We start from the raw sequence: 25,383 nt of genomic DNA, 5'->3' as shown, positions 1-25,383 counted from the left end.
CAAATATTTTTGGTCAACAGACCATTTTCTTATCAACCATTGATATTCTGAATAAATATCAACTTCTGATTTCGTCTCCCAAATTTAATAAAAAAAGTACTCCACAAAACTTTTTATAATCATTTAACATTTCCCGATCTTAAAGTCTTTGTTAGAGCAATTACTTCGAAGGTAGTATAAACCATATAACAAACTACAAAAAATAGCACAAAACTCAATGCTTCCGCTTTATTCAACAAAACGTAAATTAAAATGAAACTTAGGTTGAAAAATATTTTAATTCCGAACCAAGCCATGTAATTTGTATTAAAAACCTGAGGCTTTTTCTTAGCTGATTTCAATAATTTATAATGTTGAAACGAATTGAAAAGGAAAAAATATAAAATTACGAAAGGAAAAATATAGTTAAACCAAGGTTTAAGTACCGTTAAAAATAGAATGCTCGATACCGCAAGTAAAATCACCGATATCAATCCTAATTTATAAATATAGTTTTTGTACTTACTTTCCATATACAATGTTTTGATATTACTTCTTATTCAAAAGATCTTTTAATACGACGTAGAGCGATAAAACCACTCCTGAAATAGCTCCTAAAAATGTAAATAAGGGAAATTCATTCTCGAGATATTCATCTAATTTCATACCTCCGTACAATACAATTAGAATAATAGTAATCATTTGAAAAGCCAAACCGGAATATTTTAATACTCCGGTAAATTGCTTTTTCTTACTATCTTCCTTATCGGATTTATTTTTTCTTTTCATCTTGCTTAGGTGCTGCTTCACCCATTTTACAAGTTCCGGTAAATTTAGCTCCTGGCTCTACCGAGATTTTATCAGTTGTAATATTTCCCAATATTAAAGCTGTTGATTTCAGATTCACCATTTCTGAAGCAATAATATTTCCTTCAACTCTACCAGATACATCAATTGTTTTACAATTAACATCTCCTTCAATTTTTCCAGTATTTCCAACTACAACTTTACCATTCACTTGCATTTTACCGTTCAAATATCCATCAATACGGATATCTCTTGATGCCTGTACATCTCCTTTAATAGAGGTTCCATCGCAAATAAGGTTTACAGCTGTTGGTTGTACTTCGTTGTTTCTGCTCATTTTATCTTTTTTACTAAACATGTTTGAAATCGTATTGATGGTGACAAAACCGATCTTAAAAAATATAATAGCAATAATAAAATGATAGCTCTTGGATATTATTCTGCTAAAATTGTCGGATTCATCTAGAATTGACTCTATTAATCAACTCAAAAATTTATAAAAAAGTATACGAACTTTGCATCTAATTTCTAAATCTCCTTCACTTAAGTTCGTGGCACCTACAAATATAAAAATTTGAAGCATAAATCCCACTTAAAGTGAATGATTGAAAACAAAAAAAGGCTCCCAAATTGGAAGCCTTTACTATATCTTTTAATAATATTGATCTTATTTAGGATCGTAACCCCATTTCAACAAGATAGATCCCCAAGTAAAACCTGCTCCAAATCCTGAAAGAATAATATTATCTCCTTTTTTCAATTGATTTTCCCACTCCCACAAACACAATGGAATTGTAGCTGAAGTCGTGTTTCCGTATTTCTCGATGTTAATCATCACTTTTTCTTTAGCTAAGCCCATTCGTTTAGCTGTAGCTTCGATAATACGATTGTTTGCCTGATGTGGAACCAACCAAGCTAAATCATCAGCAGTCATGTTGTGTTTTTCCATCATTTCAACAGAAACATCTGCCATGTTAGAAACTGCATGTTTGAATACATGATTTCCTTCCTGATAAATGAAATGCTCTCTTGCATCAACCGTTTCGTGACTTGCCGGCTTGCATGATCCACCAGCTTTTTGATGTAAATGCTTGCGACCAAATCCTTGAGTATGCAACATCTCATCTACAATACCAACATTTTCAGTAGTAGGCTCTAGCATAACTGCCGCTGCTCCATCACCAAAAATAGGACAAGTCTGACGATCAGAATAATCTACAATTGAAGACATTTTTTCTGAACCTACAATTATTACTTTCTTGTACAAACCAGAAGTAATATATTTTGAACCTGTTGCTAATGCAAACAAAAATCCCGAACAGCCTGCATTTAAGTCAAAACTGAATGCGTTATTAATCCCCACTTTATCACTAATGATATTTGCTGTAGCTGGAAATTGCATGTCGGGAGTTACAGTTGCACAAATCAACAAATCAACCTCTTCAGGTGAAGTTCCAGTCTTTCGCAATAGCTCTTCAACTGCTTTTTGTCCAAGATCCGAAGATCCTTTACCTTCTCCTTTTAGAATTCTTCTTTCTTTGATACCAATACGGGTCATGATCCATTCATCGGATGTATCGACCATTGTACTTAGTTCATCATTGGTAAGAATGTAGTCGGGTAGATAAGCCCCAACTCCTGTTATAACTGCATTAATTTTTGACATTGTTTAAGCTTACTTAGTTTTTATCAGATAATAGGCTCACAATTATACAGAATTTATCCCTATATCACCACTTGTTTGGGTAATTTTAACCTTTACAAGCCCATTGGTTTACACCAATATAATAGGGCATTAATTCAATAATGTATAACGCAAATTTGCCCCTGAGAAATATCCGAGGAGCAAATTTACATATAGCTTCAAATCTGAATTATTTTACTCAGATTATGCTGTAACTTCTTTTTCGATAGCCAATTTGCCTCTGTAATAACCGCACTCAGGGCAAACAGTGTGATATTTAACAGTTGCTCCACAATTTGAGCAAGATGCTAAAGTTGCAGGAGTTGTTTTAAGATGAGATCTTCTCTTATTTCTTCTCTGCTTCGACGTTCTGTGTTTTGGATGTGCCATTTTTCAAACCTATTTAACTAGTTATTATCAATCAATTTTCTTAAATCATTCCATCTCGGGTCAATCTTCTCTTCCTCATTCACCGAGAGGTCATTCAATTTTTGAATCATTTCCTCATTACAAGTGCTGTTTCCATCTTCATCTTCGGGATGAACAAAGCTCAACGGTAAGCTTAGTGAAAACAACTCATATATGTACTGTGCAACGTTAATCTCGTTATCAGATTCTGCTAACACAATTACATCTTCAGCCAATTCTTCGTGTTCTTCTCCAAATTTTAAATACAAAAAGTTTTCACCTTCCACATCTAAACTTAATTCTTCCAAACACCTGTCACAGGCTGTTTTCAATTTTCCCTTTAAGTCAAATGCCAAAGTTGTTACTAAGGTTTTTTTCTCAAAAGCTATTTTTACTTTTGCTTCAGCCTCGTAAACATCTTCCGTCTGAAAGTTTTTAAAAAACTCATGGTCAACATCGAAATTGAATTCGTGCTTTCCATCTTTTAATCCTTTAAAAGGAATCGTATATTTTGTGATATTTTCCAAAATATTCAAATAAAACTTTGCAAAAGTATAAAAATTAATCTTACGAATTCACAAAAAAATACATCTTTTTTGTCAATTTCAAGCAATTACTGAACTGAAATACAGTTTCAATAACTAATTCCGTGAAAAACGGGCTGCAAAAGTAAGCAGTTCTTTTTTGCTTTCAAAACAATTTCCACTATTTGAAAACCAATTGGTTCACTTTATTGGCAAAATAATCCTGAAAACCGTTCCCTTGCCCAATTCAGAGCTCAAAACAAATATTTTCCCCTGATGATAATTTTCAATAATTCTCTTTGCTAAAGACAAACCTAAGCCCCATCCTCTTTTCTTTGAAGTATAGCCAGGTTTAAATATTGATTTAAACATTTTTTTTGATATTCCTCTTCCTGTATCGCTTATATCCAGCACGATATCGTTATTTTTCTCTGTCAATGAAAACCTCAATATCCCTTTTCCTTCCATAGCATCGACAGCATTTCTAGTCAAATTTTCAATCACCCATGAAAACAACTCCTTGTTCAAAGAAATGATTTCTTTGTTCACATTTACCACCGTAAAAATAAATTCCACCTTTCCCGAAGTTCTTTTTTTCAAATATTCGATACTTGTTCCTATGCTTTCGCGAATATTAACTGATTTTAGTACAGGTTTAGATCCAATTTTGGAGAATCGCTCAGCAATAACCTGTAATCGAGTAACATCTTTACTCATTTCTTCGGCTAAACCTAAATCTACATGTCCTGATTTTATCAATTCCATCCAAGCCATTAAAGAGCTAATTGGAGTACCCAATTGATGTGCTGTTTCTTTTGACATACCAACCCAAACTCTGTTCTGTTCTGCCGATTTAGAATACGAAAAAGCTAAAAATGCTATCAAAATAAACGTAACGATTGCTCCCAACTGAATAAACGGATACCAAGCCAATCGTTTTAGAATATTTGAATCGTCGTAGTAAATAAAGTTTTTGCTATTCACCAGCTGAATTTCAATAGAGTGATTCTCTTCTTTCATTTTAGAAAGTTTCGCTCTTAAAAATTTTTCTTCCTGATTTTCTGGAAAATTAATATTTCGATGAGCAATAATATAATCATTCTCATCAGCCAAAATAACAGGAATGGTCTCATTTTGTTCCATTATATTATGGATTAAAGTAACATCCTGATTTGGATTTGTATCCAGCTCACGAATTCCTACAGCCCACAGTTCCACTTTTTTAGCTTCTTCTCTGGCCAGCTTTTCAACCAAATTATTGGTATACAAAATTGAGCCAAGGATAATAATTACAGCCACTATTAAAAAATGGTATTTCCAATTCCGGTTTTTAAGATAAGAGTCCAAATAGTTCCAATTAAAAGGTTTCTGATAAAGGTAACGACAAATCGATTTAATTCTTATTCATACAAATAAAAAAGTGCGAAAGAATCATTTATATTACACAAAACACGCTCTTAAATAGAGCAATAGGTTTGTACTGATCACACATTATGGCTTATATTTGTTTAAAGTCGCATCAAATGGAAAGGACATATCATGAAAGGAAAACTTATTATCTTAATTGTAATCATTAGTTGTATTCCATTTTTATGCTCTTCTCAAAATATCAATCCTGAACAATCTGTTGTAAATTTTAAAGTATCGAACCTTGGTGCAAATAAGGTTAAAGGTACTTTTAAAGGCATGCAAGGATCTTTCAAGTTTGAGCCAGGAAATATATCAGAATCTTTCTTCAAGGTCTGTATTGACGCGTCAACTATCAATACCAAAATGAAAAAAAGAGACGAACATTTAAAAAAAATTGAATACTTCGATGTTGAAAATTATCCAGAAATCTGTTTTTCGTCTAATTTAGTTGTTAATGCAGGAATGAGCTATATTGCCAAAGGTGTTTTAAACATGCACGGTGAAAGTAAAAATGTTGAAATAGTTTTCAACTACTCACGAAACACCTATACCGGAAAACTAAAAGTTAACCGGCTTGATTATAAAATTGGTCCCAAAAGTGGAATTCTTGTAGGGAAAGAGGTGGAAATAACTATTGTTTGTGTTGTTAACTAAGCTATTTTTCTAAATTCTTGTAAAACTCTAAAATTAATCGGGCATTTTCAACTGGATTGTCCTTCTCAAGCTCTAAACTGTGAATGGTTTGACCTTCTCTCTTTTCCAACCCATGATTATAGGCTTTGTCGTAATAACTTAAGGTAATATCAGCAACGGTAGCAAAATCATTTATCTCCAAACTCTCGTATGATTTTTTTACATTTAATCCGCCTAATCGCTTTTCAATTTTTGATATCATGTGAGCCAAAACTTCTCTTTCAAAGCAGGCATATTCTTTTACCAATCTATTGATTCGTTCCTTTTTGGGCAATTCCATCTTAATTACCTCAGCCGATCGCATTCTTTCAAATAATGCATCATTAATCCATACAGAACCAATTGATTTGCTTTCATCTTCCAGCCAAACAGGTTTGTCATTATCAAAATCTAACCAATGTTTAGCCAGTTCGTTTTCAAAACTTTCGTTACTTGGCTGATTTTCCTGACCTAAAGCGCCAAATACAGATCCTTTATGATTGGCAACACCTTCCAAATCCAAAACCTGAGCACCTTGTTTTTGCATTTCATGCAAAACTTCTGTTTTTCCACTACCGGTCATTCCTCCTAAAATAAGTACCTTCGATTTTTGTGCAAATTGCTCTCTAATGTATGAACGATATGCCTTATAACCACCTTTCAATAAAAACACCTTAAAACCAGCAGTCTCGAATAACCAAGCCATGCTACCACTTCGCATACCACCTCGCCAGCAATGAATCAATATCTCTTTTTGAGGTGATATTTTCTTAGCCATTCTTACAAACCTTGCCAATTTGGGTCCTACCAATTCCAATCCTAATAAAACAGCAGAATCTTTACCAGCTCTCTTGTATTTGGTTCCAACTACAGCCCTTTCATCGTTTGTGAAAATTGGTAAGTTAGATGCGCCTGGAATATGACCGTTTTCGAATTCTGCTGAAGTTCTAACATCAACCATTGGAATGGTTTTTCCCAATTCAAGAAATTCTTTCGGTTCAAGTACTTTTGCCATTGTATTAAGAAATTAAATGAATGTAATTTTTAACAATTACAGTTCACTGATAGTATGAAAAAAGCACGTAATTGTTACGTGCTATGTGTTTTAATTCTGATCTTTTATTTAATCTTCAAGAAATTCTCCAAGTATCGAACTTGATCCTTTTCCTCTGTTTTCGCTATGAGGAGCTATTGCTTTAACCAATTTTCGAATTGGCATAGATTGTAACCAAACTTTTCCAGTGCCTTTTAGAGTGGCTAAAAACAGTCCCTCCCCACCAAAAAACATGGATTTTAATCCTCCGGCTTTTTGTACCGAAAATTCTATTCCTTCTTCGAAAGCAACCACACAACCGGTATCAACTCTTAAGGTCTGACTATTCAACTCTTTTTCGATAACAGTTCCTCCTGCATGAACAAAAGCCATTCCATCGCCTTCCAATTTTTGCAAGATAAAACCCTCACCACCAAACAATGCTGAGCCAATTTTCTGATTGAAAGTAATGCTTACTTTTGTGCCCAAGGCAGCACACAAAAATCCATCTTTCTGAACAATTAATGAACCACCTGATTTTTGCAAATCAATAGGCATGATAGTTCCTGGATAAGGAGCTGCAAATGCAACTTTAGCCTTTCCATAACCACGATGAGTAAAGTGTGTTAAAAATAACGATTCACCTGTTATTAATCGAGAACCTGCAGATAGTAATTTGCCAAATAAACCTTGCTCTGGTTCCGATCCATCGCCCATTTTGGTTTCAAAATCAATACCTTCTTCCATGTACGACATGGCTCCTGCTTCGGCAATTACCGTTTCGTTAGGATCTAATTCTACTTCAACCAGCTGAATATCGTTCCCGTGAATTTTATAATCTACTTCGTGTGATCTCATGTTGTTAATTATAAATTTATCATTCATAACTAATAATTCATAATTTTAGATTCTGTATTTGCTATCCTCGTCCTCCATTACCATTCCAAGATAACTTTCGTAACGAGTGATGCTAATTTCTCCTGATTCAACATCTTTTTTAACGGCGCACTTTGGTTCGTGAATATGGCTGCAATTGTTGAACTGACAATTCTCTGAAGCTTTGAATATTTCTGGAAAGAAATGTGACATTTCCTCTTTTGCCATATTAATTGTTCCAAAGCCTCTAATTCCTGGTGTATCGATAATGTATCCACCAAAATCGAGTTCAAACATCTCCGAAAAAGTGGTAGTATGTTTTCCTTGCGAGTGAGCCTCAGATATTTCACCAGTCTTAAGGTCTAATCCTGGCTGAATTGCATTAATCAAAGTCGATTTACCTACTCCTGAATGACCTGAAAGTAGATTGATCTTATCTTTTAATGTTTCTCGTATGATATCCAAATGCGTTCCATTCTTGGCAGATATCTCAAAACATTTGTATCCAATTTTTTCATAAATGCCTTTTAATTCCTCAAGGCGCTCCATATCGTTCGGGCGATATCTATCAATCTTATTAAAAATCAATCGAACCGGAATTCTATAAGCTTCGGCAGCTGCCAAAAATCGATCGATAAAAGTTGTTGTTGTTAATGGATAATTAACGGTAACAATTAAAAATGCCTGATCAACATTCGAAGCAATTATTTGACTGTGTTTCGATAGATTCGAGGATTTTCGAATGATGTAATTCTTTCGATCCCGAATCTTTACAATCACTTTCGATTCCTTATCTTCTTCAAATTCTACTTTATCGCCAACCGAAACAGGATTCGTTGTTCGAATTCCATCCATTCTAAATCGCCCTTTTATTCGGCAATTGTGAATTTCACCATCATCGGTTTTTACCGTGTACCAACTTCCTGTCGATTTTATTACCAGTCCTTCTTTCAATGTAGCTTCGTTTTTTTTACAAAAATAGTTGATTCCAAGCAATTATCTACCGTCTAAAGCCTTAAAGATTTGTGTAAGTTTCATACATCTTCAAATTTCAAGGCTTTTCCCAATAGATTATTATCTTTAATCTTTCTAAAAAATACAATTATGCGAAAAATAATAAGCTATAATGTTAACGGTATCAGAGCTGCTTTGGGCAAAGACTTAATTGGCTGGCTAAAGAAGGAAGATCCGGATATACTATTAATTCAGGAAACCAAAGCTCAACCAGAGCAAATTGAATCTCATCTATTCGAAGAATTGGGATATCACTGCTATTGGTTTTCTGCAGAGAAAAAAGGCTACAGTGGCGTTGGAATCCTTAGCAAGGAAAAACCAGATGCTGTTGTTACTGGAGTTGACAATCCAAAATATGATGTTGAAGGAAGAGCAATAAGAGCCGATTTTGGAGACATTTCGGTTTTTAGTACTTATCACCCATCAGGGACAACCGGAGGTCCAAGACAGGATTATAAAATGGAATGGCTTGCGTATTTTCAAGAATATATCAATAAACTGAAAATTGAGCGACCTAATTTGGTAATTGGTGGCGATTATAACATCTGCCATAAACCTATTGATATTAGCAGACCTGAAAAAAAGAAAAATGTTTCCGGTTTTCTTCCTGAAGAGCGAGAATGGGTAAGCCAATTTATTGAAAGTGGTTTTATTGATACCTTCCGCGTTTTCGATCAATCACCTGACAAATACAGTTGGTGGAGTTACAGAGCAGGCTCTCGTGGCAAAAACTTAGGCTGGAGAATCGATTACCACATGGTTACTGAAAGTTTGGAGAATAAATTGAAAGGCGCTTCTATTTTAGCCGATGTAGTTCATTCTGACCATTGCCCAATTGTTGTTGAGATGGATTTTTAAATAATTCTTGTTACTTATCCTTACTCACTCTTAATCAAAACAATTAACCATTTATATATCCCTTAAGGAAGTTTTCTTTAAGGGTTTTTTATTAATTAATAACTCTACCATTAACAAACATGAAATAAGTACCTGTTTCCTGTCTTGGAGATTGAAAACTATGGGTTGGAGTGCTTCCCTCCTGTCTTGAAGAAAGCTCCTTGGTGTATTGGAAGGGTTTCCTCAGCTCTTGGAAGATCTTCAACTCATCTTGCAGCTTGCGCCCAACAGCTTGGAGTGCTTCACTTTTGTCTTGAAGAGTGTTGCTTAGGGTTTGGAGCACTTCGGTTTTAGCTTGGAGACAGTCCGTATTGGTTTGCTGCATCCTTTAAAGTAATTGCATGTAATTTCCTAAGATAACTTGATTATTCTGCAAGCAACTTATGGACATACCTTTTTATTTAGCACACTAAAACTACAACAGGCTTAATATCTGCACACAAATAATTAAAAACACCATTGCAATCGGATAAACCGTTGCGTAAGCTATTGATTGTGCACTTGAGTCGGCCATACCATCTACCGCGGCCAAACCAGGAGTGCTCGTCATACTTCCTGTTAAAGCACCTAATAAATTCAAGACATTCATTTTTAAAACAAAATGCCCAATTAGCGTAGTGATAATCATTGGCAACAGGGTAATTCCAATTCCGATGCCAAATAATGCCATGCCTGATTCTTTAAAAGTCTCAACCAAGTGAGCTCCTGCACTGGTCCCTACTACAGCTAAAAACATTAATAAACCCAGCTGACGAAGTAATTGATTAGATGATCCGGACATGGTCCACAAAATAGGTCCGGTTTTTCCGATTCTACTTAAAATCAGGGCAACCATCAATACTCCTCCGGTTAACCCCAAACTAAAGGTAAAATCATCTGAAAAAGAAATTTTCAGTTTCCCTACTAAAACACCCAATACAATTCCTGTTGCGATAGGAAAGAAATCAGTATCCGAAAGTTTTTTACTATCGTTACCAAATAAATGTCGAACATTTTTAATGTTACCTGTACCACAAGCCACAACTAGCTTATCGCCAAAACGAATTTCTGATTTTGAGCTTGCAACCATATCAATTCCCGCTCTACGAATTCTGGTAATTCTGGCATTGTAATTGGCTAGTACATTCAGTTGACCAATCGTTTTATTCACCACTTGCTTATTGGTTACCAATACCGATTCAACCACATAATCGCGACTTAGCGGGATTTTCTCATCGGTTTGTTCCCCAATCAACATTCTAGCTTGTTCAATTGCCTGCTCAGTTCCAATCAGTTTTACTATATCTCCTTTTTCCAATATGGTTTCAGGCAATGGAACTATGGTTTCACCGCGATGCATTATTCTGGAAACATTGGCTTGAGTCATTGATCTGATCTTCAATTCACGTATGCTCTTGCCAACAATATTTTCATTCTCAACAATGAAGTTCTTATTAAAAAGTTCCGGAAAATTCTGCTGAGTCTCGTCATCCAATTTTTTCGCTTCCTTATTGATATCCACTTTAGTTAATTTAGGGTACATTCTCACAAAAAGAATCACGCCAATTACACCAAAAGGATAAGCAATACCGTAACCAATAGAAGCCATAGAAGATTGAGTAGATTCAATTGCTGCTGCCAAACCAGGTGTACTTGTCAAGGATCCGGTTAGCAAACCAATTGCAATATCAGTATCAACTTTGAAAGCCAATGCCAAAACTAGTGTCACTAAAGATGCACTTCCCACTAAAACAAATGCCAAAACAACCAACTCTCTCCCATTCTTTTTAAAGGATTCGAAAAATCCTGGACCCGCCTGAATTCCTATGGTAAAGATAAAAAGAGTAAGTCCAATTTTCTGAATATCCGTAGGAATACTAACCCCATAGTGTCCAAAAACAAGAGCCACAAATATCACAGCCGAAACATCAAGTGAAATGCCTTTTATTTTAATATTACCAACAACAAATCCGATTGCAACAATCAGAAAAAGAACAAAATATGTGGACGAAAGTAAATCCATTAGAAATGTATTGATTTAGTAGAAATTGTAGAAAAGAAATGTTCTTTTCAGCCGACAAAGGTAGAAATTCCAAATAAAAAAAGCGGTTGAAAATTAAATCAACCGCTTCCTGCTATTCTTAAATCTTTATTTCAAAAGAAAATTAAAATCATCTTTAGCACTTAATTCGTAGGCTTCAAAACCATTTTTAAAGATCCGACAATTTCTATCTCCAATTAACTTGATATTGCCATCTTCAACCAAAAACATAGTTGCTTCACGCAATCCTGCAATATATATATCAGGATTCAAAACCATGAACTCGTTGATTCTATCCTCGCGGGTTTCGCCTCCATGTCCTGCAGGATTTTTATCCAAATAATGCGGATTGATTTGGAAAGGAATCAAATTTAAAGCATCGAATCCCATTGGATCAATAATTGGCATATCGTTGGTTGTTTTAATAGTCGGGCAAGTTAAATTTGAACCTGCACTCCAACCAATATATGGTGCTTTTTCATTAATTACCTTGTTGCGGATAGGCTCAGTAAGATTGTATTTGTGAATTAAATGCAATAAATTCCATGTGCTACCACCACCAACAACAATTGCTTCCGCCTCTTCTACTGCTTTTACAGGATTTTCGAAATGATGAATAGAAACAACATCGTGCCCTACTTCATTGAAACGTTCCTTAACTTTAGCTTCGTAATCGTCAAAAGAAACGGTTACTCCTGCATAAGGAATAAATAATGCCTTTACAGGTTTTTCACCTAAGAATTCTTTGATGTTATTTTTCGGATAATCCAGGTACTCTTCACCTGGGTTTGTTGAATTACTGATAAGTAATAATCTCATTAGTATCTAATTTTAGTTTAAGCTGATGTGAATTATCAGCTCTAAATTTAATTATTTACTAAGAAAGTAAGTGGTTCTTTTTCTACTAATTCAGAATATTTTTCATCATTCATCGGTCTACGTGGAATAATGAATGCAAATGTACTTCCATGATCCACCTTACTTGTGACCAACATTTTGCCATGATTCTTAATTAAAAAATCACGACATAAAGTCAAGCCCAAACCGGTTCCTTTCTCAGCTGCAGTTCCATCGGTAGTTTTTCCATCGTAGATATTTTCAATTTGTTCAGGAAGCATGCCAATTCCATTATCAATCACCGAAATTTTCACAAAATATTGCCCTATTTCTGACTTAATCTCAACTGAGCCATCTTTATTCGTGAATTTAATTGCATTCGAAATCAGATTGCGAAGAACCGTATTAATCATGTTCCAATCAACAAATACTTCAACATTCGGGTTAATGGATGTAAACAGATTTATGGATTTAATTTTAGCCAAATCGCCCAATAAACCAATATTAGAATTGATAATAGAACTTGCATCAACCATTTGTTTATTCGCTGTTAAAGTTAAGGCTTGATTTTTAGCCCAAAACAAAAGATTTTCTAACAATTCGTATGCACTATCCGATGAATGAAACAAAGCCTGTAAGAACTCCTCTTTGTCTTCTTCTGATAGATTTAAATCTTCCTCACCAAGATACATTCTTAATCCATTGCTGATATTACCTATTGCACCTCGCAAATCATGAGCAATTAAAGAGAACATCTTATCTTTTGTATCGTTTGCTAAACGGAGCTTATCTTCACTAATTTTTATGCGTTTCATTGCATCAATTAACTCTTCCTGATGTTGATTCACCAAACTATTTTTCAGATATAGTAATTCATTATCTTTCAAGTTATTTCGATATCGAATTGTAAGAATAAATATTGCAATAAGAAGTACGATAAATATTAACAATCCGACTATGTATTGCTGAGTAATTTTTAACTCCTGTGTTTGATTCTTATCTCGTAACCTCTGGTTTTCCTGATTCGAAATACTTATTGCATGACGAGAATCGAGTTCTTCAATTTTATTATTTAACTGTCCTAAAGATACCGAATCAACATATGCCTGAAGTTTTTGATATGCAATTAAGGCATTGGATTTATTATTCTTTTTAATCTCATAATCAGCCAATATTCTATAATAATCTCTCAACAATCTTTTAGAATTTAAATCACTCGCGATATCAAATCCTTGTTTTAAATGTAGAGATGCCTTTTGCAACTTTCCATTTTGCACATACAAATCAGCTAAAGTAAGTTCAAAAGTTCCACTCTTAAAATTTCTACCATTAGATTTATGATAAGGAACTGCTTCGTTGTAAATTTGTATTGCCTTAATCGTGTCTCCCATTTCGGCATACATACTTCCTACATCATTTAAAATGGATCCAACTAAAGATGTCTTTTCAATTTTTTTTCCAAGATTTAAACTGCTCTCGAAGTATTCAATTGCTTTTTCGTACTCGTTAACTCCCTTATAATACAAGCCAAGTAAATTCTGACATCTGGCAATTCCTAATTCATCTTTACCTGAATTATAAATGTCCAATGCCTGAATTGTATAAGTATACATTCTATCAAGCTTACCTGATTCAAAGTACACTATAGCAAGCTGACGACTAATATTTGCAGTATTAGTATCGTAATTATGAGTTTGAGCAAATTGGTGAGCTTGTAATAAATAATCAAGGGAATTATCCAACTGATTATCGATGTAATAAGCAGTACCTAAATAGTACATAGCCTTTACAATTTCTTCTTCACTTTCCAGAGTTTGTGCAGTACCTAATGCGTGTTTTGCAAGCTTAATACCTTCAACAGGATCAATATTCCAATATTCCTTACTAAGTTCAAGAAGAGTTTCTAATTTCTCTCTTCCTGCAGTTCGTTCAAACCTTTCATTTAGACTATCTAAACTTGTTTTATTCTGCGCAATTCCTGGCAAAATAATAAATGAACAAATAAAAATTAATAATATTAGGGGCATTTTATTCATGCCTCTAATATACAATTTTATGCTAGATGTAACAACTAGACAAATAGTTGTAAACACATAGAAAAGAAAAGCTGCCCAAAGAAAAGATCCCTCAAGCAGCTTTAAAAATAACTTTATGTACTGAATTAAAATGTAATTAATGTAATCCCTACCGTATAAGGAGTTAATTTAGGGCCATCATTTTTATCAAACAATTCTGTTAATCCATAAGTAGCAAAGAAATTCAACGATCGATAACCTATTCTTGCTTGCGCAGAATAACGAAGTGTTTTTAAATTAAAATCATCATGATCCTTATCCTTTTTACCATTGTGTTTTACTTTGGTATGCGAACCTATTCTTAAGCCACCAACAACACCAGCCGACATATGAACTCGTCTCTTTTTATATTTTACAGGAATCTGAAACTCCAAAAGTAAAGGAACTGTTATATACAAAGATGTAAGCTTGGTCTTCTTTACATCCCAATCTGGATAGGTTGTATTCAAATCTAATGGTTGAATTTTTCTATTAGCATCCTTAACCAAAGTAATATCATTATCAAAACGATAATTGTTCCATTCTAAACCTAAACCGGTTACTAAACCTATAGTATTTCTTTCTTTTTGTAAGCTTATATCATATTGCAAAAAATTAAGATTTACCGCTATTGATTTTGCCATATCCAATTCCATAAAATCATAAGCATAACCAGTATAATCTTCATCGGCAAAACCATTAACTCCCATTTCGAAACCTGCCCAATGACCTCTAAATTCAGGTTCTTTATCTAAAAAGAATTTATCCTGATTTGGATCCCAAGGATGTACTTTTTCGATTCTTACTCTTGTTCCATGCCAGCCATCAATAATGTTAATCTGTTTTCCTCCAATTCGGATTTTAGTGGTATCTCTCCCCTGCTGATACGCAAATTTTCCAATCTTACCAACTTTTACTTTTCCTCCATTTTCAAGTTCTACAACCTTAACAAGGTCTTTATTCATAAACTCAACCTTAGTTGTATCTGAATTGGTTGAATGATAATAAACATTCTTTTTCTCAGGTTTTACCTTCTCCTTTTTATTCGACCAATTGTCTTTAATTATGATCTTTTTCTTAACTGTATCAGTTTTTAAAGTATCAATAGTATTCTGTGCGTAAGTTCCCAAGCATACTGTGCAAGCCAGGAATATAAGTAATATTCTTTTCATAGTGTTAAATTTTCTGATTTCTAAGGGTAAGACGAAGCTGTTGCAGAATAGTTACAGCTTACCAATTATTTTACTGTAGTTGAGAATCCTAATCCTGCAGAATTAAAATTCAATCGTGTTTTTTCAGTTTTTGAATCGTATTTTTTTTCCAATTGTATCTTCTTTCCTGCTATTTCTCCAAGTTTATTCACCCCCATCTTTGCCACCGCATATAGTAATGAATTTGATTTTTTCTTATCTGGAACACTTGATTTCCATGACATTCCTAATTTTGACAATCCACTATTTGTTATGGATTTCTTCGTAACTGAAATGTCTGAATTAGCAATATCTGCATTAGCAATTAATTCTAATTTAGCTGATGCAGTAACAATGGGTAAGCTTACCCTTTCTACTTCTTTTATCTCTACTTTTTCCTCGGGCAAAATAACACTTAGTTTAGCTTCTTCTAGCTGTTTATTCGAAGTCATTTCTTCTTTTATCTCGATCAAATCTTCTACATGAAGGTTCTTTGATTCAACATTAACAGCAATTTGTTCCTTCTGATTCACTAACTTCTGATCAATTTCTTTTGCTTTATTTTCTGTTTGAACCATCTTATGTGATGGCATTTGAATGTCTTCATTTTCATTCGAAGAATTCCAAACTGAGAATAATAACAAAATTGATGCAGCTACACCTGTTCCGGAAAGCAACCAATATGGTAATATCTTTCTATTTTTCTTTAGATCATTCTTGTCTTGAAATTGTATATTTAAATCAGCCTTAAGTTTTGCTTTCTCGTATAAACCAAATTCGACTTGACGCGAATCATCAGCATTTAGATATTCATCAAAGCTTATCTCTTCTTCCGCACTTAAATCACCTTCAACTTTTGCAATGCAGAATTGATCAAAATCATTTTTATATGGAAGTTCTTTAAGGGTAGATTTATCAAAAGCTACCTCCTCTTCAACCAACTCAACAAGACTCATCTCCTCAAACTCTTCCTTCAATTCCGGATGTAAATCCAAAAATTCTTCCAACGCAGACAATTCTGAGGTACTCAGATTTCCTTCCATAAAATCCAGGAAGAACTCTTCGTAATTGTATTTGTTAATCTCTCTCATCTCCGCCTATTTTATACTAAAGTCTCAATGCTACCAATATAATTTTTCAAATGCTTTCTCGCTCTGTAGATATAAACTTTCACTTGGGATTCAGTTAAATCTGTAATTTTAGCGATTTCTGCATACGAGTATCCTTCATAATCTCTTAACAGTACAACTGATCGCTGTATTTCTGATAATTTCTCGAGTGCTTCATCCAAAACTTCTTTTAAATCGCTGTATTGAGTCGAATGTGAATATTCTCTGACATCAACATTCTCAAAATCTTCTTTTCTTTTCTCACGTCTTATCAAATCAATCAAGGTATGATATGCCGTGGTAAACAAATACGATTTTACTTTCAGGTGATTTACATTTTCAATGTTTCTCCACAATTTCTCGAAACTATCTTGTACTATATCACGCGCTTTATCCTCATCTTTAATGTTTTTGAGGATAAAACGAAACATGCCATCGGCATATAAGTCTACGCTTTTATTGTACTGTACAGAGTTCATTTAGGTCAGTTTCGATTCTATGACGGTTAGACATTGTGAAATGTTACAAGCAATTTTTATTATCTTCGAATTAATTTCCATTTTATCTCCACTCCGAATTATTTGAATCAATATTTCAGATTGAAATATTAAAATTAAAACACTATTCGAAATGAGAAAAATATTTCTTGCATTATTAGTTTCTTGTGGATTATTTTCATGTCAAAATACAGAAAATAAACCTGCCGAAACACAAAATCCGAACGAGCATTTGGTGATGTCTACTCTTTGGTACCAACGAGCATCGGAATGTCGTGCACTTTACTATCAAGCATTTAACATGGCCAAAATGTCCTTGGACAATCAGTTGGCTAAAAATTTGAACAATTCAAAACCAAAGGCTGTTGTTGTTGATATTGATGAAACCGTACTTGACAACAGTCCATTTGAAACAAATTCAATACGTACTGCAAAAACATTTACTCCTGCCGCCTGGAAAGAATGGGTTGATAAAGCTGAGGCAAAAGCAACACCAGGCTCTCTGGAATTTCTGAACTATGCAAAATCTAAAGGTGTTGAAACCTTCTACATTTCAAATCGAGATACTTCTGCAACTACTATATCTTTAAAAAATCTTCAAAAACTTGGTTTTCCTTTTGCAGATAAAAATCATATTTTGCTAAAAAGCAATACTAGTGTAAAAACAATACGTCGAAATATTGTAAGTAAAACTCATGAAATTCTAATATTAGCTGGTGATAATGTTGGAGATTTTGACGAATTTTTAGAAGATCGATCTGAAAATTACGGATTCTCAAAAGTAGATAAAATGAAAAATCAATTTGGAAACCGATTTATTGTTTTACCTAATCCAATGTATGGTTCATGGGAAAAACAAGTATTAAAAAGTGACAAAAAATTATCTCCTACAGAGAAAGAAATACTCCGTAAAAAAAGATTAATTGGATACGAAGAATTGTAAACAACCAGAAAGCTCGTAAAAATTTTGCGAGCTTTCTGGTTACTGTTACCCATCCACACAAAAAAATAAAATTATCTTTGTATAATTTAGTATTTGTTCTCTATAAAGTATGACCTCTTACAACACAACTTATTCATCTTCAGACTCAACGGTATTCGAAATATCTCCTGTTACAATTAATTTCAACTTTAAAGCATTACAAACAGGTAAGATTGTTCTCAACCAAATTGGTCCCGTAAGAAGTATCTCGAAAAGTTATATGAGTAGAAATACAAAACAAACAGAAACGATCCTCCCCACTCAATCAACAAATGTTGAGATAAATCGAGACACAAATATTTCATTGCAAAATAAGATTCTATCTGATACTATAATTGCAGATTCAATTCAAAATATCAATACTGAAACAGTAGAAATAAAACCTATTGGTGAAAAGGGTAAATTAATTACTACTACTCAAAATGACTGGATGATTCCAATTTGTTTACTGGGTTTGATTCTTATTGCAATAATTCGATTTTCCTTTGGAAAATATCTATATAGAGTAATAGATTCAGTACTTAATTACCAAAGTTCAACTAATTTATTTCTTGAGAAAAACATGAGAAACTTACGAGGAAGTATTTTTCTAAACTCTTTGTTTTTCACAAATATCTCCTTATTTATAGTTCAATATTATAATTATTTTTGGAATGTAAACACGGATAAGGTTTCATTTGCTTTTTATGTTTCTGCATTGCTTGGTCTGTGTATTTTATATCTTGGTAAAATAATTATAGTACGAAGTATAGGATATATATTTAACGGAAGTAAAGAGGCTAAAGAATATCTACACACCATTTTTATATACAATAAAAACCTGGCAATGATACTCTTGCCTATCACATTAAGTGTTCCATTTATTGCTGAATATGCATCTTCTTTTTTACTAAATGCAGGTATAATAATCGGCTTAATTTTCTTCTTACTCAGACTATTTCGAGGTATTAAAATATTATTTCGCAAACATGTTTCAATATTTTATATGATTTTGTACCTTTGTGCCTTGGAAATTTTGCCCTTGCTAGTGATTTACAAACTGTTATTATCAATAGCCTGAGGCGGTGTAATGAATTGTTGAACTAAACCTTAGTATTTTGAAAATCAAGACTATACTGGTTTCACAACCTAAACCTCAAACCGAAAAGTCACCTTATTTTGATTTGGCAGAAAAATACAATTTGAAAATTGATTTTCGCCCTTTTATCCAGGTAGAAGGCATTTCAGCCAAAGATTTTAGACAGGAGCGGATCAACATATTGGACCACACTGCTGTGATTTTTACCAGCAGAACAGCAATTGATCACTTCTTCAGAGTATGCGAGGAACTTAGAGTAACCGTTCCTGATGACATGAAATACTTTTGTATTTCGGAATCAACGGCTTTCTATTTGCAGAAATACATCGTTTATAGAAAACGTAAGATTTTCTTCGGTGAAAGACGATTTGAAGAGTTAATGGATATCATTGTAAAGCACAAATCAGAAAAATTCCTGATTCCACTTTCAGATATTCACAAGCAATCAATCCCAACTCTTCTTGATAAGAGTAAGATTAAGTACACTAAAGCGATTTTGTATCGTACTGTAAGTAGTGATCTTTCGGATTTAGCTGATGTTAATTACGACATTTTAGCTTTTTATAGTCCTTCAGGAATTACTTCATTGCTACAAAATTTCCCTGAATTTGAACAAAACAATACCATTCTTGCTGCCTTTGGTCCTGCTACTTCAAAAGCTGTAAGTGATGCTAAATTGAGACTTGATATTCAGGCTCCAATGCCACAAGCTCCTTCAATGACAATGGCTTTGGATCAGTTCATTAAGAAATACAATAAAGAGAATAAAGACAAATAGTCTTGTATCAATATAAAAAATAAAAAGGGGAAATATTTTCCCCTTTTTTTGTCGATTTTTGTAATATGACTCGTAACATTCGTTTTACTTTTGAAAAAGCTGAAAGATTAACTCATAAGATTCTTATAGGCAAACTATTTTCCGAAGGAAACGGCTTTACCTGTTATCCTTTTAGGATTGTATGGAAAGAGGCTAAACTTCATTCTGGTTATCCTGCACAAGTTGCAATTACAGTTTCAAAACGTAACTTTAAGCATGCTGTTAAGCGAAACCTTTTAAAAAGAAGAATCAGGGAAATTTACAGGCTAAATAAGCATAGTTTCTATCAGGAAATAGAGAAAATAGATACTCAAATCGCTTTTATGATTGTTTATCTATCCAAAGATATTCTTGAAACAAAGCAAATGGAAGGTAAGCTGATAAAAGCTTTACAACGAATACCTAAAGAATATGAAAAACATTCTAAACGGTCTGAAAAAGATGATACTGTTCATCATGATACTGCCGATTAAATTCTATCAGTATTTTATTTCTCCTCTTACCCCATCGGCTTGCAGATACACACCAACCTGTTCATCATACGCATTGCAAGCCTTAAAAAAATATGGTCCAATTAAAGGATCTTATCTTGCCATTAAAAGAATCTTATCCTGTAATCCATGGGGCGGTCATGGTCACGATCCGGTACCTTAATCAAAGATCGCTAGTTATTCAGAACAATTCTTAATAATATTTCGTACATTACTATTACCTACGTAGATTTTGGTATAGTGATTGTTAACCAGTAGCATAGGGTTAAGAAATGTTAAAGCGAACAATTTTAGGAATGGATTAATTATATTTGTTTCACCTACTAAGAATTTTGTTTACTTCGAATTTGTAAATTCGTGCTGGAGATATCTTCGCGAAGGGTTAATTAAAAATATCAATTTAAAAGAAAATATATGAAGCTTCAAAGAAAAAGAGGAGCCATTTGGATGCTTGCCTTACTACTTTTTTGTAGTGCGGCATTCTGGGGTTTTAGCAGGGATGAGAGAAATTTTGAAATCAGTAAAAATCTGAATATTTACTATACATTATTCAGGGAATTGAACCTATTCTATGTGGATGAAATTGATCCTGGAGATTTGGTGAAGAAGAGTATGGATGCCATGCTAGGTTCACTTGATCCTTATACGGCTTACATCTCCGAATCGGAAATTGAAGACTTTAAATTGATGACTACTGGCGAATATGCCGGTATTGGTGCATTAATTAGCAAACATAAAGATGAAGTTATTATTGCCGAGCCTTACAAAGGTTTTCCTGCTTACAAAGCTGGCTTAAAAGCAGGTGATGTTATGCTTGAAATTAACGGAACTAAAGTTCTGAAGAAAAATACCGAGGATGTTAGTAATCTTTTAAAAGGTCAACCAAATGTTCCTCTTACAATAAAAATTAAGCGTCCAGGTATTAATAAAACCATGGAAAAGAAATTGGTTCGTGAAAAAATTCAGCTGAAATCAGTTCCTTACTACGGAATGGTGACTGATTCTATTGGGTACATTCATTTGAATCAGTTTACAAATAAAGCGGCAGGTGAAATTAAAGCTGCCCTTAAAGAATTAAAAGCGCAAAATGCAAAATCAATTGTATTGGATTTAAGAGGAAACCCTGGGGGATTGCTCGATCAAGCAATTGAAATTGTGAACCTATTTGTGAATAAAGGTGAAAGTATTGTTAGCACAAAAGGAAAAGTTTCGAAATGGGACAAAAGCTATAAAGCAAACAAAACTCCTATTGATGCTGAAATTCCAATTGCGGTATTGGTAAATCGCGGTTCTGCATCAGCTTCTGAAATTGTTTCGGGTGCTATTCAGGATCTCGATAGAGGCGTTGTAATCGGTAATAGAACATTTGGTAAGGGATTGGTTCAAACAACACGTAATTTGACCTATAACGCCAAATTAAAGGTAACAACGGCGAAGTACTACATTCCTAGCGGAAGATGTATTCAGGCTCTGGATTACAGCAATAGAAATGATGATGGAAGCGTTGGTAAAATTGCTGACTCATTAATGACTGAATATCACACTAAAAATGGTCGATCAGTTTACGATGGTGGAGGAATTCTTCCTGATATTAAAATTGATTCGGAATTATATAGCAGCTTAACCATTAACTTGATTCGCAACTTCATGATATTTGATTATGCAACTTTGTATGCAAATAGTAAAGAAAGCATTCCGTCAGCTAAGGAATTTAAATTGAGTGATGAAGAGTTTGAAAATTTCACAAAATATATCAAGGAGAATGAATTCAAATACAAATCGGAAAGTACCGAAATTTTGGATGCATTAAAGAAATCGGCTAAAGAGGAAAAATACTTTGAGATTTCTAATGAAGAATTTGCTGCTTTAGAAGCAAAACTAGCACCAAATTTAGATCGTGATTTGAATAGATTTAAAGATGAAATCGCTGATTTATTAGCTCACGAAATCGTAAAAAGATTCCATTATCAGAAAGGTGGAATTGAATTTAGTTTGCGTGAAGATAAAACTTTAAATAAAGCCATTGAGGTACTAGAAAATACAAATGAGTACGCAGGTATTTTAGATGGTAGCATTGGTTTACATGCTATCAACAAATAAAAAATCAACATCTTAAATTGATATAAAAAAAGCTCATTCATCTATTGATGAATGAGCTTTTTCATTTTGTATATTTTAAATTAATGCGCCTCAAGCCAATTTTCTCCTACTCCCATATCTACGGTAAGAGGAACCGATAGCTTAACGGCATTCTCCATTTCTTCTCTTAATATTACTTTCATTTGATCTAGTTCAGATTTTAAGCAATCAAAGTTCAATTCATCATGCACCTGAATCAGCATTTTCGATTTCAGACCTTCCAACTTCATTCGCTTGTCGATATTGATCATAGCCATTTTGATAACATCGGCTGCTGATCCCTGAATCGGAGCATTAATTGCATTTCGTTCCGCTACACCACGAACTATAGCATTACTCGAGTTGATATCTTTCAAATACCTACGGCGTCCCATAAAGGTTTCTACAAACTCATCCTTACGCGCTTTCTCAACACTTTTGTCCATGAATGACTTAACTCTTGGGTAAGACTCAAAATAGCCTGTAATGAGCTCTTTTCCCTCTTTACGTGAGATATCCAAGCGCTCTGCCAATCCCCAAGCTGAAATACCGTAAATAATTCCAAAATTTGCAGTTTTAGCTCTGCTTCTCATGTCTTTGCTCACCTCTTCAATTGGAAGCTTATATATCTTTGCGGCTGTTGCCTGGTGAAAATCTGCCTCATGATTAAATGCATCAATCATATTCTGATCTTCGCTCATATGAGCCATTAAACGCAATTCTACCTGAGAATAATCAGCAGAAAGGAAAGTGTGATCATCGGTAGATGGAACGAATGCCTTACGAATGTATCTCCCCTGCACCGTTCTAATTGGAATGTTCTGCAAATTTGGATTGGTTGAACTCAATCGACCAGTTGCAGCTTCAGCCTGTCTAAAAGATGTATGAATTTTTCCTGATGCTGGATTGATATAGGTCGGTAAGGCTTCTACATAGGTTGAAATCAACTTTTTTAGAGATCTAAAATCCAATATTTTTTGAATAATTTCATGTTTTCCTTTCAATTTGGCAAGCACAGCTTCGGAAGTTGAAAATTGACCTGATTTCGTTTTTTTAGCTTTACTATCCAACTCCATTTTCTCAAATAGAACTTCACCTAACTGTTTTGGTGATGCTACATTAAAATCAACACCAGCAATTTCTTTTATTTCTTTCTCTATTCCATCCACTTCTTTGTTTAAGACTACTGCGTAATCTTTCAAAGTTGGAACATCAATACTAACGCCAGTAAATTCCATATCTGCTAAAATTCCCATCAATGGCATTTCAACATTGTAAAACAAGTCTATCAGATTATTTTCCTTCATCTGATTTTCCAATTCTTCTTTCAATTCTATACTTAGAGCAACTTCCTCACAAAAACGATCGTGTTTAATTGGCTCAGGTTCCATTATCAGGCTTAATTGTGCTTTTTTACCTTTCACCTTCTCTTCAGGTGGAATTACTGTGTAATTGATAATGGAATTCGCAATAAAAGAAAATTCATGTTTAAATTCCGGTTGAATTAGATAATGAGCTATCATGGTATCAAAAATGGCACCTTTAACATCAACACCTAACCAACGCAATGCTAAAATGTCTTTTTTGCAATCATGTCCTATTTTAAGAATTTTCTCATCCTCGAAAATATATTTGAATTCCTGGGCAACTTTTTTGGCTTCATCGGAATTTTCAGGAAATGGAATAAAAAAAGACTTGTCACTCTTAAAAGAAAAACACAATCCAAGCAATTTTGATGTATTTGGATCGGAATCAGACAATATTGTTCTAAAAGCAAACTCTTTTTGAATGCACAATTCTGCTTTTAAATCAGCTCTTACCTGCTCATTATCAATCACAAAAAACTTACAGCTCAAACTTTTTATATCTCTGAGAATCACCTCATTTTCTTCACTTGTATCCTTGTCCGTAGATTCTTCGTTCTGAGCATCGAAAAGACTTGCTTGATTTTTAAAAACACGTTCTGCCAAAGTAAAAAGTTCCAATTCCTTGAAAACTGGTCTCAATTTAGATTCATCTAAATCTATTAATTTAAATTTCTCTTCGTCAAAATCTATTGGAGCATCCAAAGCAATTTTTGCCAAAACTTTTGAAAATCGAACTTGCTCTTCCGATTCAATAATTCTCTCCTTCTGCTTCCCTTTTAGTTGATCGGTATTCTCATAGAGTCCATCTATCGATTTATACAATCCAATCAATTTTTGTGCAGTCTTAGGTCCTATACCCGGACAACCAGGAATATTATCTGCCGAATCTCCCATCAATCCCAAATAATCAATAATCTGATCGGCTGTTTCCACGCCAAAATTTTCCTGTACTTCAGGTAATCCCCAAATTTCAACTTCCTTTCCTGAACGTTTTGGTTTGTACATGAAAATATTATCACTTACCAACTGTGCATAATCCTTATCAGGAGTCATCATGTACACAGAGAAGCCTTCTTTCTCAGCCTTTTTAGCCAAAGTTCCAATTACATCATCGGCTTCGTATCCTTCCACATCGAATTCAGGAATATTAAATCCCTGAATAATGGATTTGATATATGGAATAGATTTACGCAAATCTTCAGGCATCGGTGGACGCTGTGCCTTGTACTCCTTAAACATATCATGTCGGAAAGTTGGACCAACCGGATCAAAAACTACCGCAATATGCGATGGTTTTTCCTTCTCGAGAACCTCAAGTAATGTATTGGTAAATCCAAGCATTGCAGACGAATTGATACCTGTTGATGTATATCTGGGATTCTTTATAAACGCGTAATACGATCTGTATATCAAAGCAAAAGCATCAAGAAGAAAGAGTTTTTTGCCAGAATTGCTAGCTGATGAGTGCATAAAATTATTCGTTATTTGGTTTGAATGGATAAGGAAGTCTTATCCGTTA

The 25,383-nt window shown here is 33.9% G+C and carries 26 protein-coding genes; 8 read left to right on the top strand and 18 right to left on the bottom strand.

What is annotated here, in order from left to right:
• Positions 1-119: 119 nt before the first annotated feature.
• From GCQ56_RS16220 to GCQ56_RS20800, 7 genes are all read right to left on the bottom strand, one after another.
• Positions 120-512 carry a hypothetical protein gene (locus GCQ56_RS16220; RefSeq protein WP_152735583.1) on the bottom strand — a complete coding sequence of 131 codons (393 nt, stop codon included), beginning with the start codon at positions 510-512 and terminating at the stop codon, positions 120-122.
• A 16-nt stretch (positions 513-528) separates the two neighbouring features.
• Positions 529-768, bottom strand: coding sequence for an AtpZ/AtpI family protein (locus tag GCQ56_RS16215; protein WP_152735582.1), 240 nt, complete (start codon positions 766-768; stop codon positions 529-531).
• Positions 752-1,123, bottom strand: a complete 372-nt coding sequence (locus GCQ56_RS16210) for a polymer-forming cytoskeletal protein (protein ID WP_152735581.1) — start codon at positions 1,121-1,123, stop codon at positions 752-754. Before GCQ56_RS16210 ends, GCQ56_RS16215 begins: the two co-directional genes overlap by 17 nt.
• A gap of 330 nt (positions 1,124-1,453) precedes the next feature.
• Positions 1,454-2,452, bottom strand: a complete 999-nt coding sequence (locus GCQ56_RS16205) for a beta-ketoacyl-ACP synthase III (protein ID WP_152735580.1) — start codon at positions 2,450-2,452, stop codon at positions 1,454-1,456.
• A 222-nt stretch (positions 2,453-2,674) separates the two neighbouring features.
• Positions 2,675-2,860: a 50S ribosomal protein L32 gene (gene rpmF, locus GCQ56_RS16200; protein ID WP_152735579.1), complete on the bottom strand. Its 186-nt coding sequence runs from the start codon at positions 2,858-2,860 to the stop codon at positions 2,675-2,677.
• Between the two features lie 17 nt (positions 2,861-2,877).
• Positions 2,878-3,405: a DUF177 domain-containing protein gene (locus GCQ56_RS16195; protein WP_193323814.1), complete on the bottom strand. Its 528-nt coding sequence runs from the start codon at positions 3,403-3,405 to the stop codon at positions 2,878-2,880.
• Between the two features lie 198 nt (positions 3,406-3,603).
• The gene (locus GCQ56_RS20800; protein ID WP_299993910.1) at positions 3,604-4,701 is read right to left on the bottom strand and encodes a HAMP domain-containing sensor histidine kinase; all 1,098 of its coding nucleotides are present in this window, start codon (positions 4,699-4,701) and stop codon (positions 3,604-3,606) included.
• A 240-nt stretch (positions 4,702-4,941) separates the two neighbouring features.
• Here GCQ56_RS20800 and GCQ56_RS16185 point away from each other — a divergent pair, with 240 nt between their 5' ends.
• Entirely contained in the window at positions 4,942-5,466 is a 525-nt protein-coding gene (locus GCQ56_RS16185) for a YceI family protein (RefSeq protein WP_152735576.1), read from the top strand.
• Position 5,467: 1 nt separating this feature from the next.
• Here the strand turns inward: GCQ56_RS16185 and mnmH are convergent, their stop codons facing one another.
• From mnmH to rsgA, 3 genes are all read right to left on the bottom strand, one after another.
• Positions 5,468-6,499: a tRNA 2-selenouridine(34) synthase MnmH gene (gene mnmH, locus GCQ56_RS16180; protein WP_152735575.1), complete on the bottom strand. Its 1,032-nt coding sequence runs from the start codon at positions 6,497-6,499 to the stop codon at positions 5,468-5,470.
• A gap of 108 nt (positions 6,500-6,607) precedes the next feature.
• On the bottom strand, positions 6,608-7,375 hold the full coding sequence (locus tag GCQ56_RS16175) for a TIGR00266 family protein (RefSeq protein ID WP_152735574.1): 768 nt from the start codon (positions 7,373-7,375) through the stop codon (positions 6,608-6,610).
• A 45-nt stretch (positions 7,376-7,420) separates the two neighbouring features.
• Positions 7,421-8,347, bottom strand: coding sequence for a ribosome small subunit-dependent GTPase A (gene rsgA / locus GCQ56_RS16170; protein ID WP_152735573.1), 927 nt, complete (start codon positions 8,345-8,347; stop codon positions 7,421-7,423).
• Positions 8,348-8,497: 150 nt separating this feature from the next.
• On the opposite strand from rsgA, the gene GCQ56_RS16165 reads away from it, so the two are divergent.
• Positions 8,498-9,265 (top strand): exodeoxyribonuclease III, encoded by a 768-nt coding sequence (locus GCQ56_RS16165; RefSeq protein ID WP_152735572.1) that lies wholly within the window; start codon positions 8,498-8,500, stop codon positions 9,263-9,265.
• A 91-nt stretch (positions 9,266-9,356) separates the two neighbouring features.
• Here GCQ56_RS16165 and GCQ56_RS16160 read toward each other — a convergent pair whose 3' ends face one another.
• From GCQ56_RS16160 to GCQ56_RS16130, 7 genes are all read right to left on the bottom strand, one after another.
• On the bottom strand, positions 9,357-9,629 hold the full coding sequence (locus GCQ56_RS16160) for a hypothetical protein (protein ID WP_152735571.1): 273 nt from the start codon (positions 9,627-9,629) through the stop codon (positions 9,357-9,359).
• A 90-nt stretch (positions 9,630-9,719) separates the two neighbouring features.
• Complete coding sequence (locus GCQ56_RS16155; RefSeq protein ID WP_152735570.1) at positions 9,720-11,306, bottom strand: aspartate:alanine exchanger family transporter; 1,587 nt, start codon at positions 11,304-11,306, stop codon at positions 9,720-9,722.
• 126 nt (positions 11,307-11,432) lie between these two features.
• Positions 11,433-12,143 (bottom strand): dipeptidase PepE, encoded by a 711-nt coding sequence (pepE, locus tag GCQ56_RS16150; protein ID WP_152735569.1) that lies wholly within the window; start codon positions 12,141-12,143, stop codon positions 11,433-11,435.
• A gap of 47 nt (positions 12,144-12,190) precedes the next feature.
• Positions 12,191-14,188, bottom strand: coding sequence for a tetratricopeptide repeat protein (locus GCQ56_RS16145; protein ID WP_193323813.1), 1,998 nt, complete (start codon positions 14,186-14,188; stop codon positions 12,191-12,193).
• 134 nt (positions 14,189-14,322) lie between these two features.
• On the bottom strand, positions 14,323-15,387 hold the full coding sequence (locus tag GCQ56_RS16140; RefSeq protein ID WP_152735567.1) for an outer membrane beta-barrel protein: 1,065 nt from the start codon (positions 15,385-15,387) through the stop codon (positions 14,323-14,325).
• Between the two features lie 65 nt (positions 15,388-15,452).
• Entirely contained in the window at positions 15,453-16,496 is a 1,044-nt protein-coding gene (locus GCQ56_RS16135) for a hypothetical protein (protein WP_152735566.1), read from the bottom strand.
• Positions 16,497-16,507: 11 nt separating this feature from the next.
• A complete protein-coding gene (locus GCQ56_RS16130; RefSeq protein ID WP_152735565.1) occupies positions 16,508-16,993 on the bottom strand; it encodes an RNA polymerase sigma factor in 486 nt (161 codons plus the stop codon).
• Positions 16,994-17,144: 151 nt separating this feature from the next.
• On the opposite strand from GCQ56_RS16130, the gene GCQ56_RS16125 reads away from it, so the two are divergent.
• The 6 genes from GCQ56_RS16125 to GCQ56_RS16100 all read left to right on the top strand — a co-directional run bounded on the left by GCQ56_RS16125 (position 17,145) and on the right by GCQ56_RS16100 (position 22,479).
• Positions 17,145-17,954 (top strand): 5'-nucleotidase, lipoprotein e(P4) family, encoded by an 810-nt coding sequence (locus tag GCQ56_RS16125; protein WP_152735564.1) that lies wholly within the window; start codon positions 17,145-17,147, stop codon positions 17,952-17,954.
• A gap of 259 nt (positions 17,955-18,213) precedes the next feature.
• Positions 18,214-19,053 carry a DUF4271 domain-containing protein gene (locus GCQ56_RS16120; RefSeq protein ID WP_227006091.1) on the top strand — a complete coding sequence of 280 codons (840 nt, stop codon included), beginning with the start codon at positions 18,214-18,216 and terminating at the stop codon, positions 19,051-19,053.
• 37 nt (positions 19,054-19,090) lie between these two features.
• Positions 19,091-19,849: a uroporphyrinogen-III synthase gene (locus GCQ56_RS16115; protein WP_152735562.1), complete on the top strand. Its 759-nt coding sequence runs from the start codon at positions 19,091-19,093 to the stop codon at positions 19,847-19,849.
• Positions 19,850-19,914: 65 nt separating this feature from the next.
• Positions 19,915-20,361, top strand: a complete 447-nt coding sequence (locus GCQ56_RS16110) for a ribonuclease P protein component (RefSeq protein ID WP_152735561.1) — start codon at positions 19,915-19,917, stop codon at positions 20,359-20,361.
• Complete coding sequence (yidD, locus tag GCQ56_RS16105) at positions 20,345-20,542, top strand: membrane protein insertion efficiency factor YidD (protein WP_255473231.1); 198 nt, start codon at positions 20,345-20,347, stop codon at positions 20,540-20,542. The genes GCQ56_RS16110 and yidD overlap by 17 nt, the downstream gene beginning before the upstream one ends.
• A gap of 251 nt (positions 20,543-20,793) precedes the next feature.
• On the top strand, positions 20,794-22,479 hold the full coding sequence (locus tag GCQ56_RS16100; RefSeq protein WP_152735559.1) for a S41 family peptidase: 1,686 nt from the start codon (positions 20,794-20,796) through the stop codon (positions 22,477-22,479).
• Between the two features lie 80 nt (positions 22,480-22,559).
• Here the strand turns inward: GCQ56_RS16100 and polA are convergent, their stop codons facing one another.
• Positions 22,560-25,334, bottom strand: coding sequence for a DNA polymerase I (gene polA, locus GCQ56_RS16095; protein ID WP_152735558.1), 2,775 nt, complete (start codon positions 25,332-25,334; stop codon positions 22,560-22,562).
• Positions 25,335-25,383 lie beyond the last annotated feature (49 nt).

This window comes from Marinifilum sp. N1E240, assembly GCF_009295825.1.
Taxonomy (GTDB): Bacteria; Bacteroidota; Bacteroidia; order Bacteroidales; family Marinifilaceae; genus Marinifilum_A; species Marinifilum_A sediminis.
This window is presented reverse-complemented; position numbering and strand designations above follow the sequence as displayed.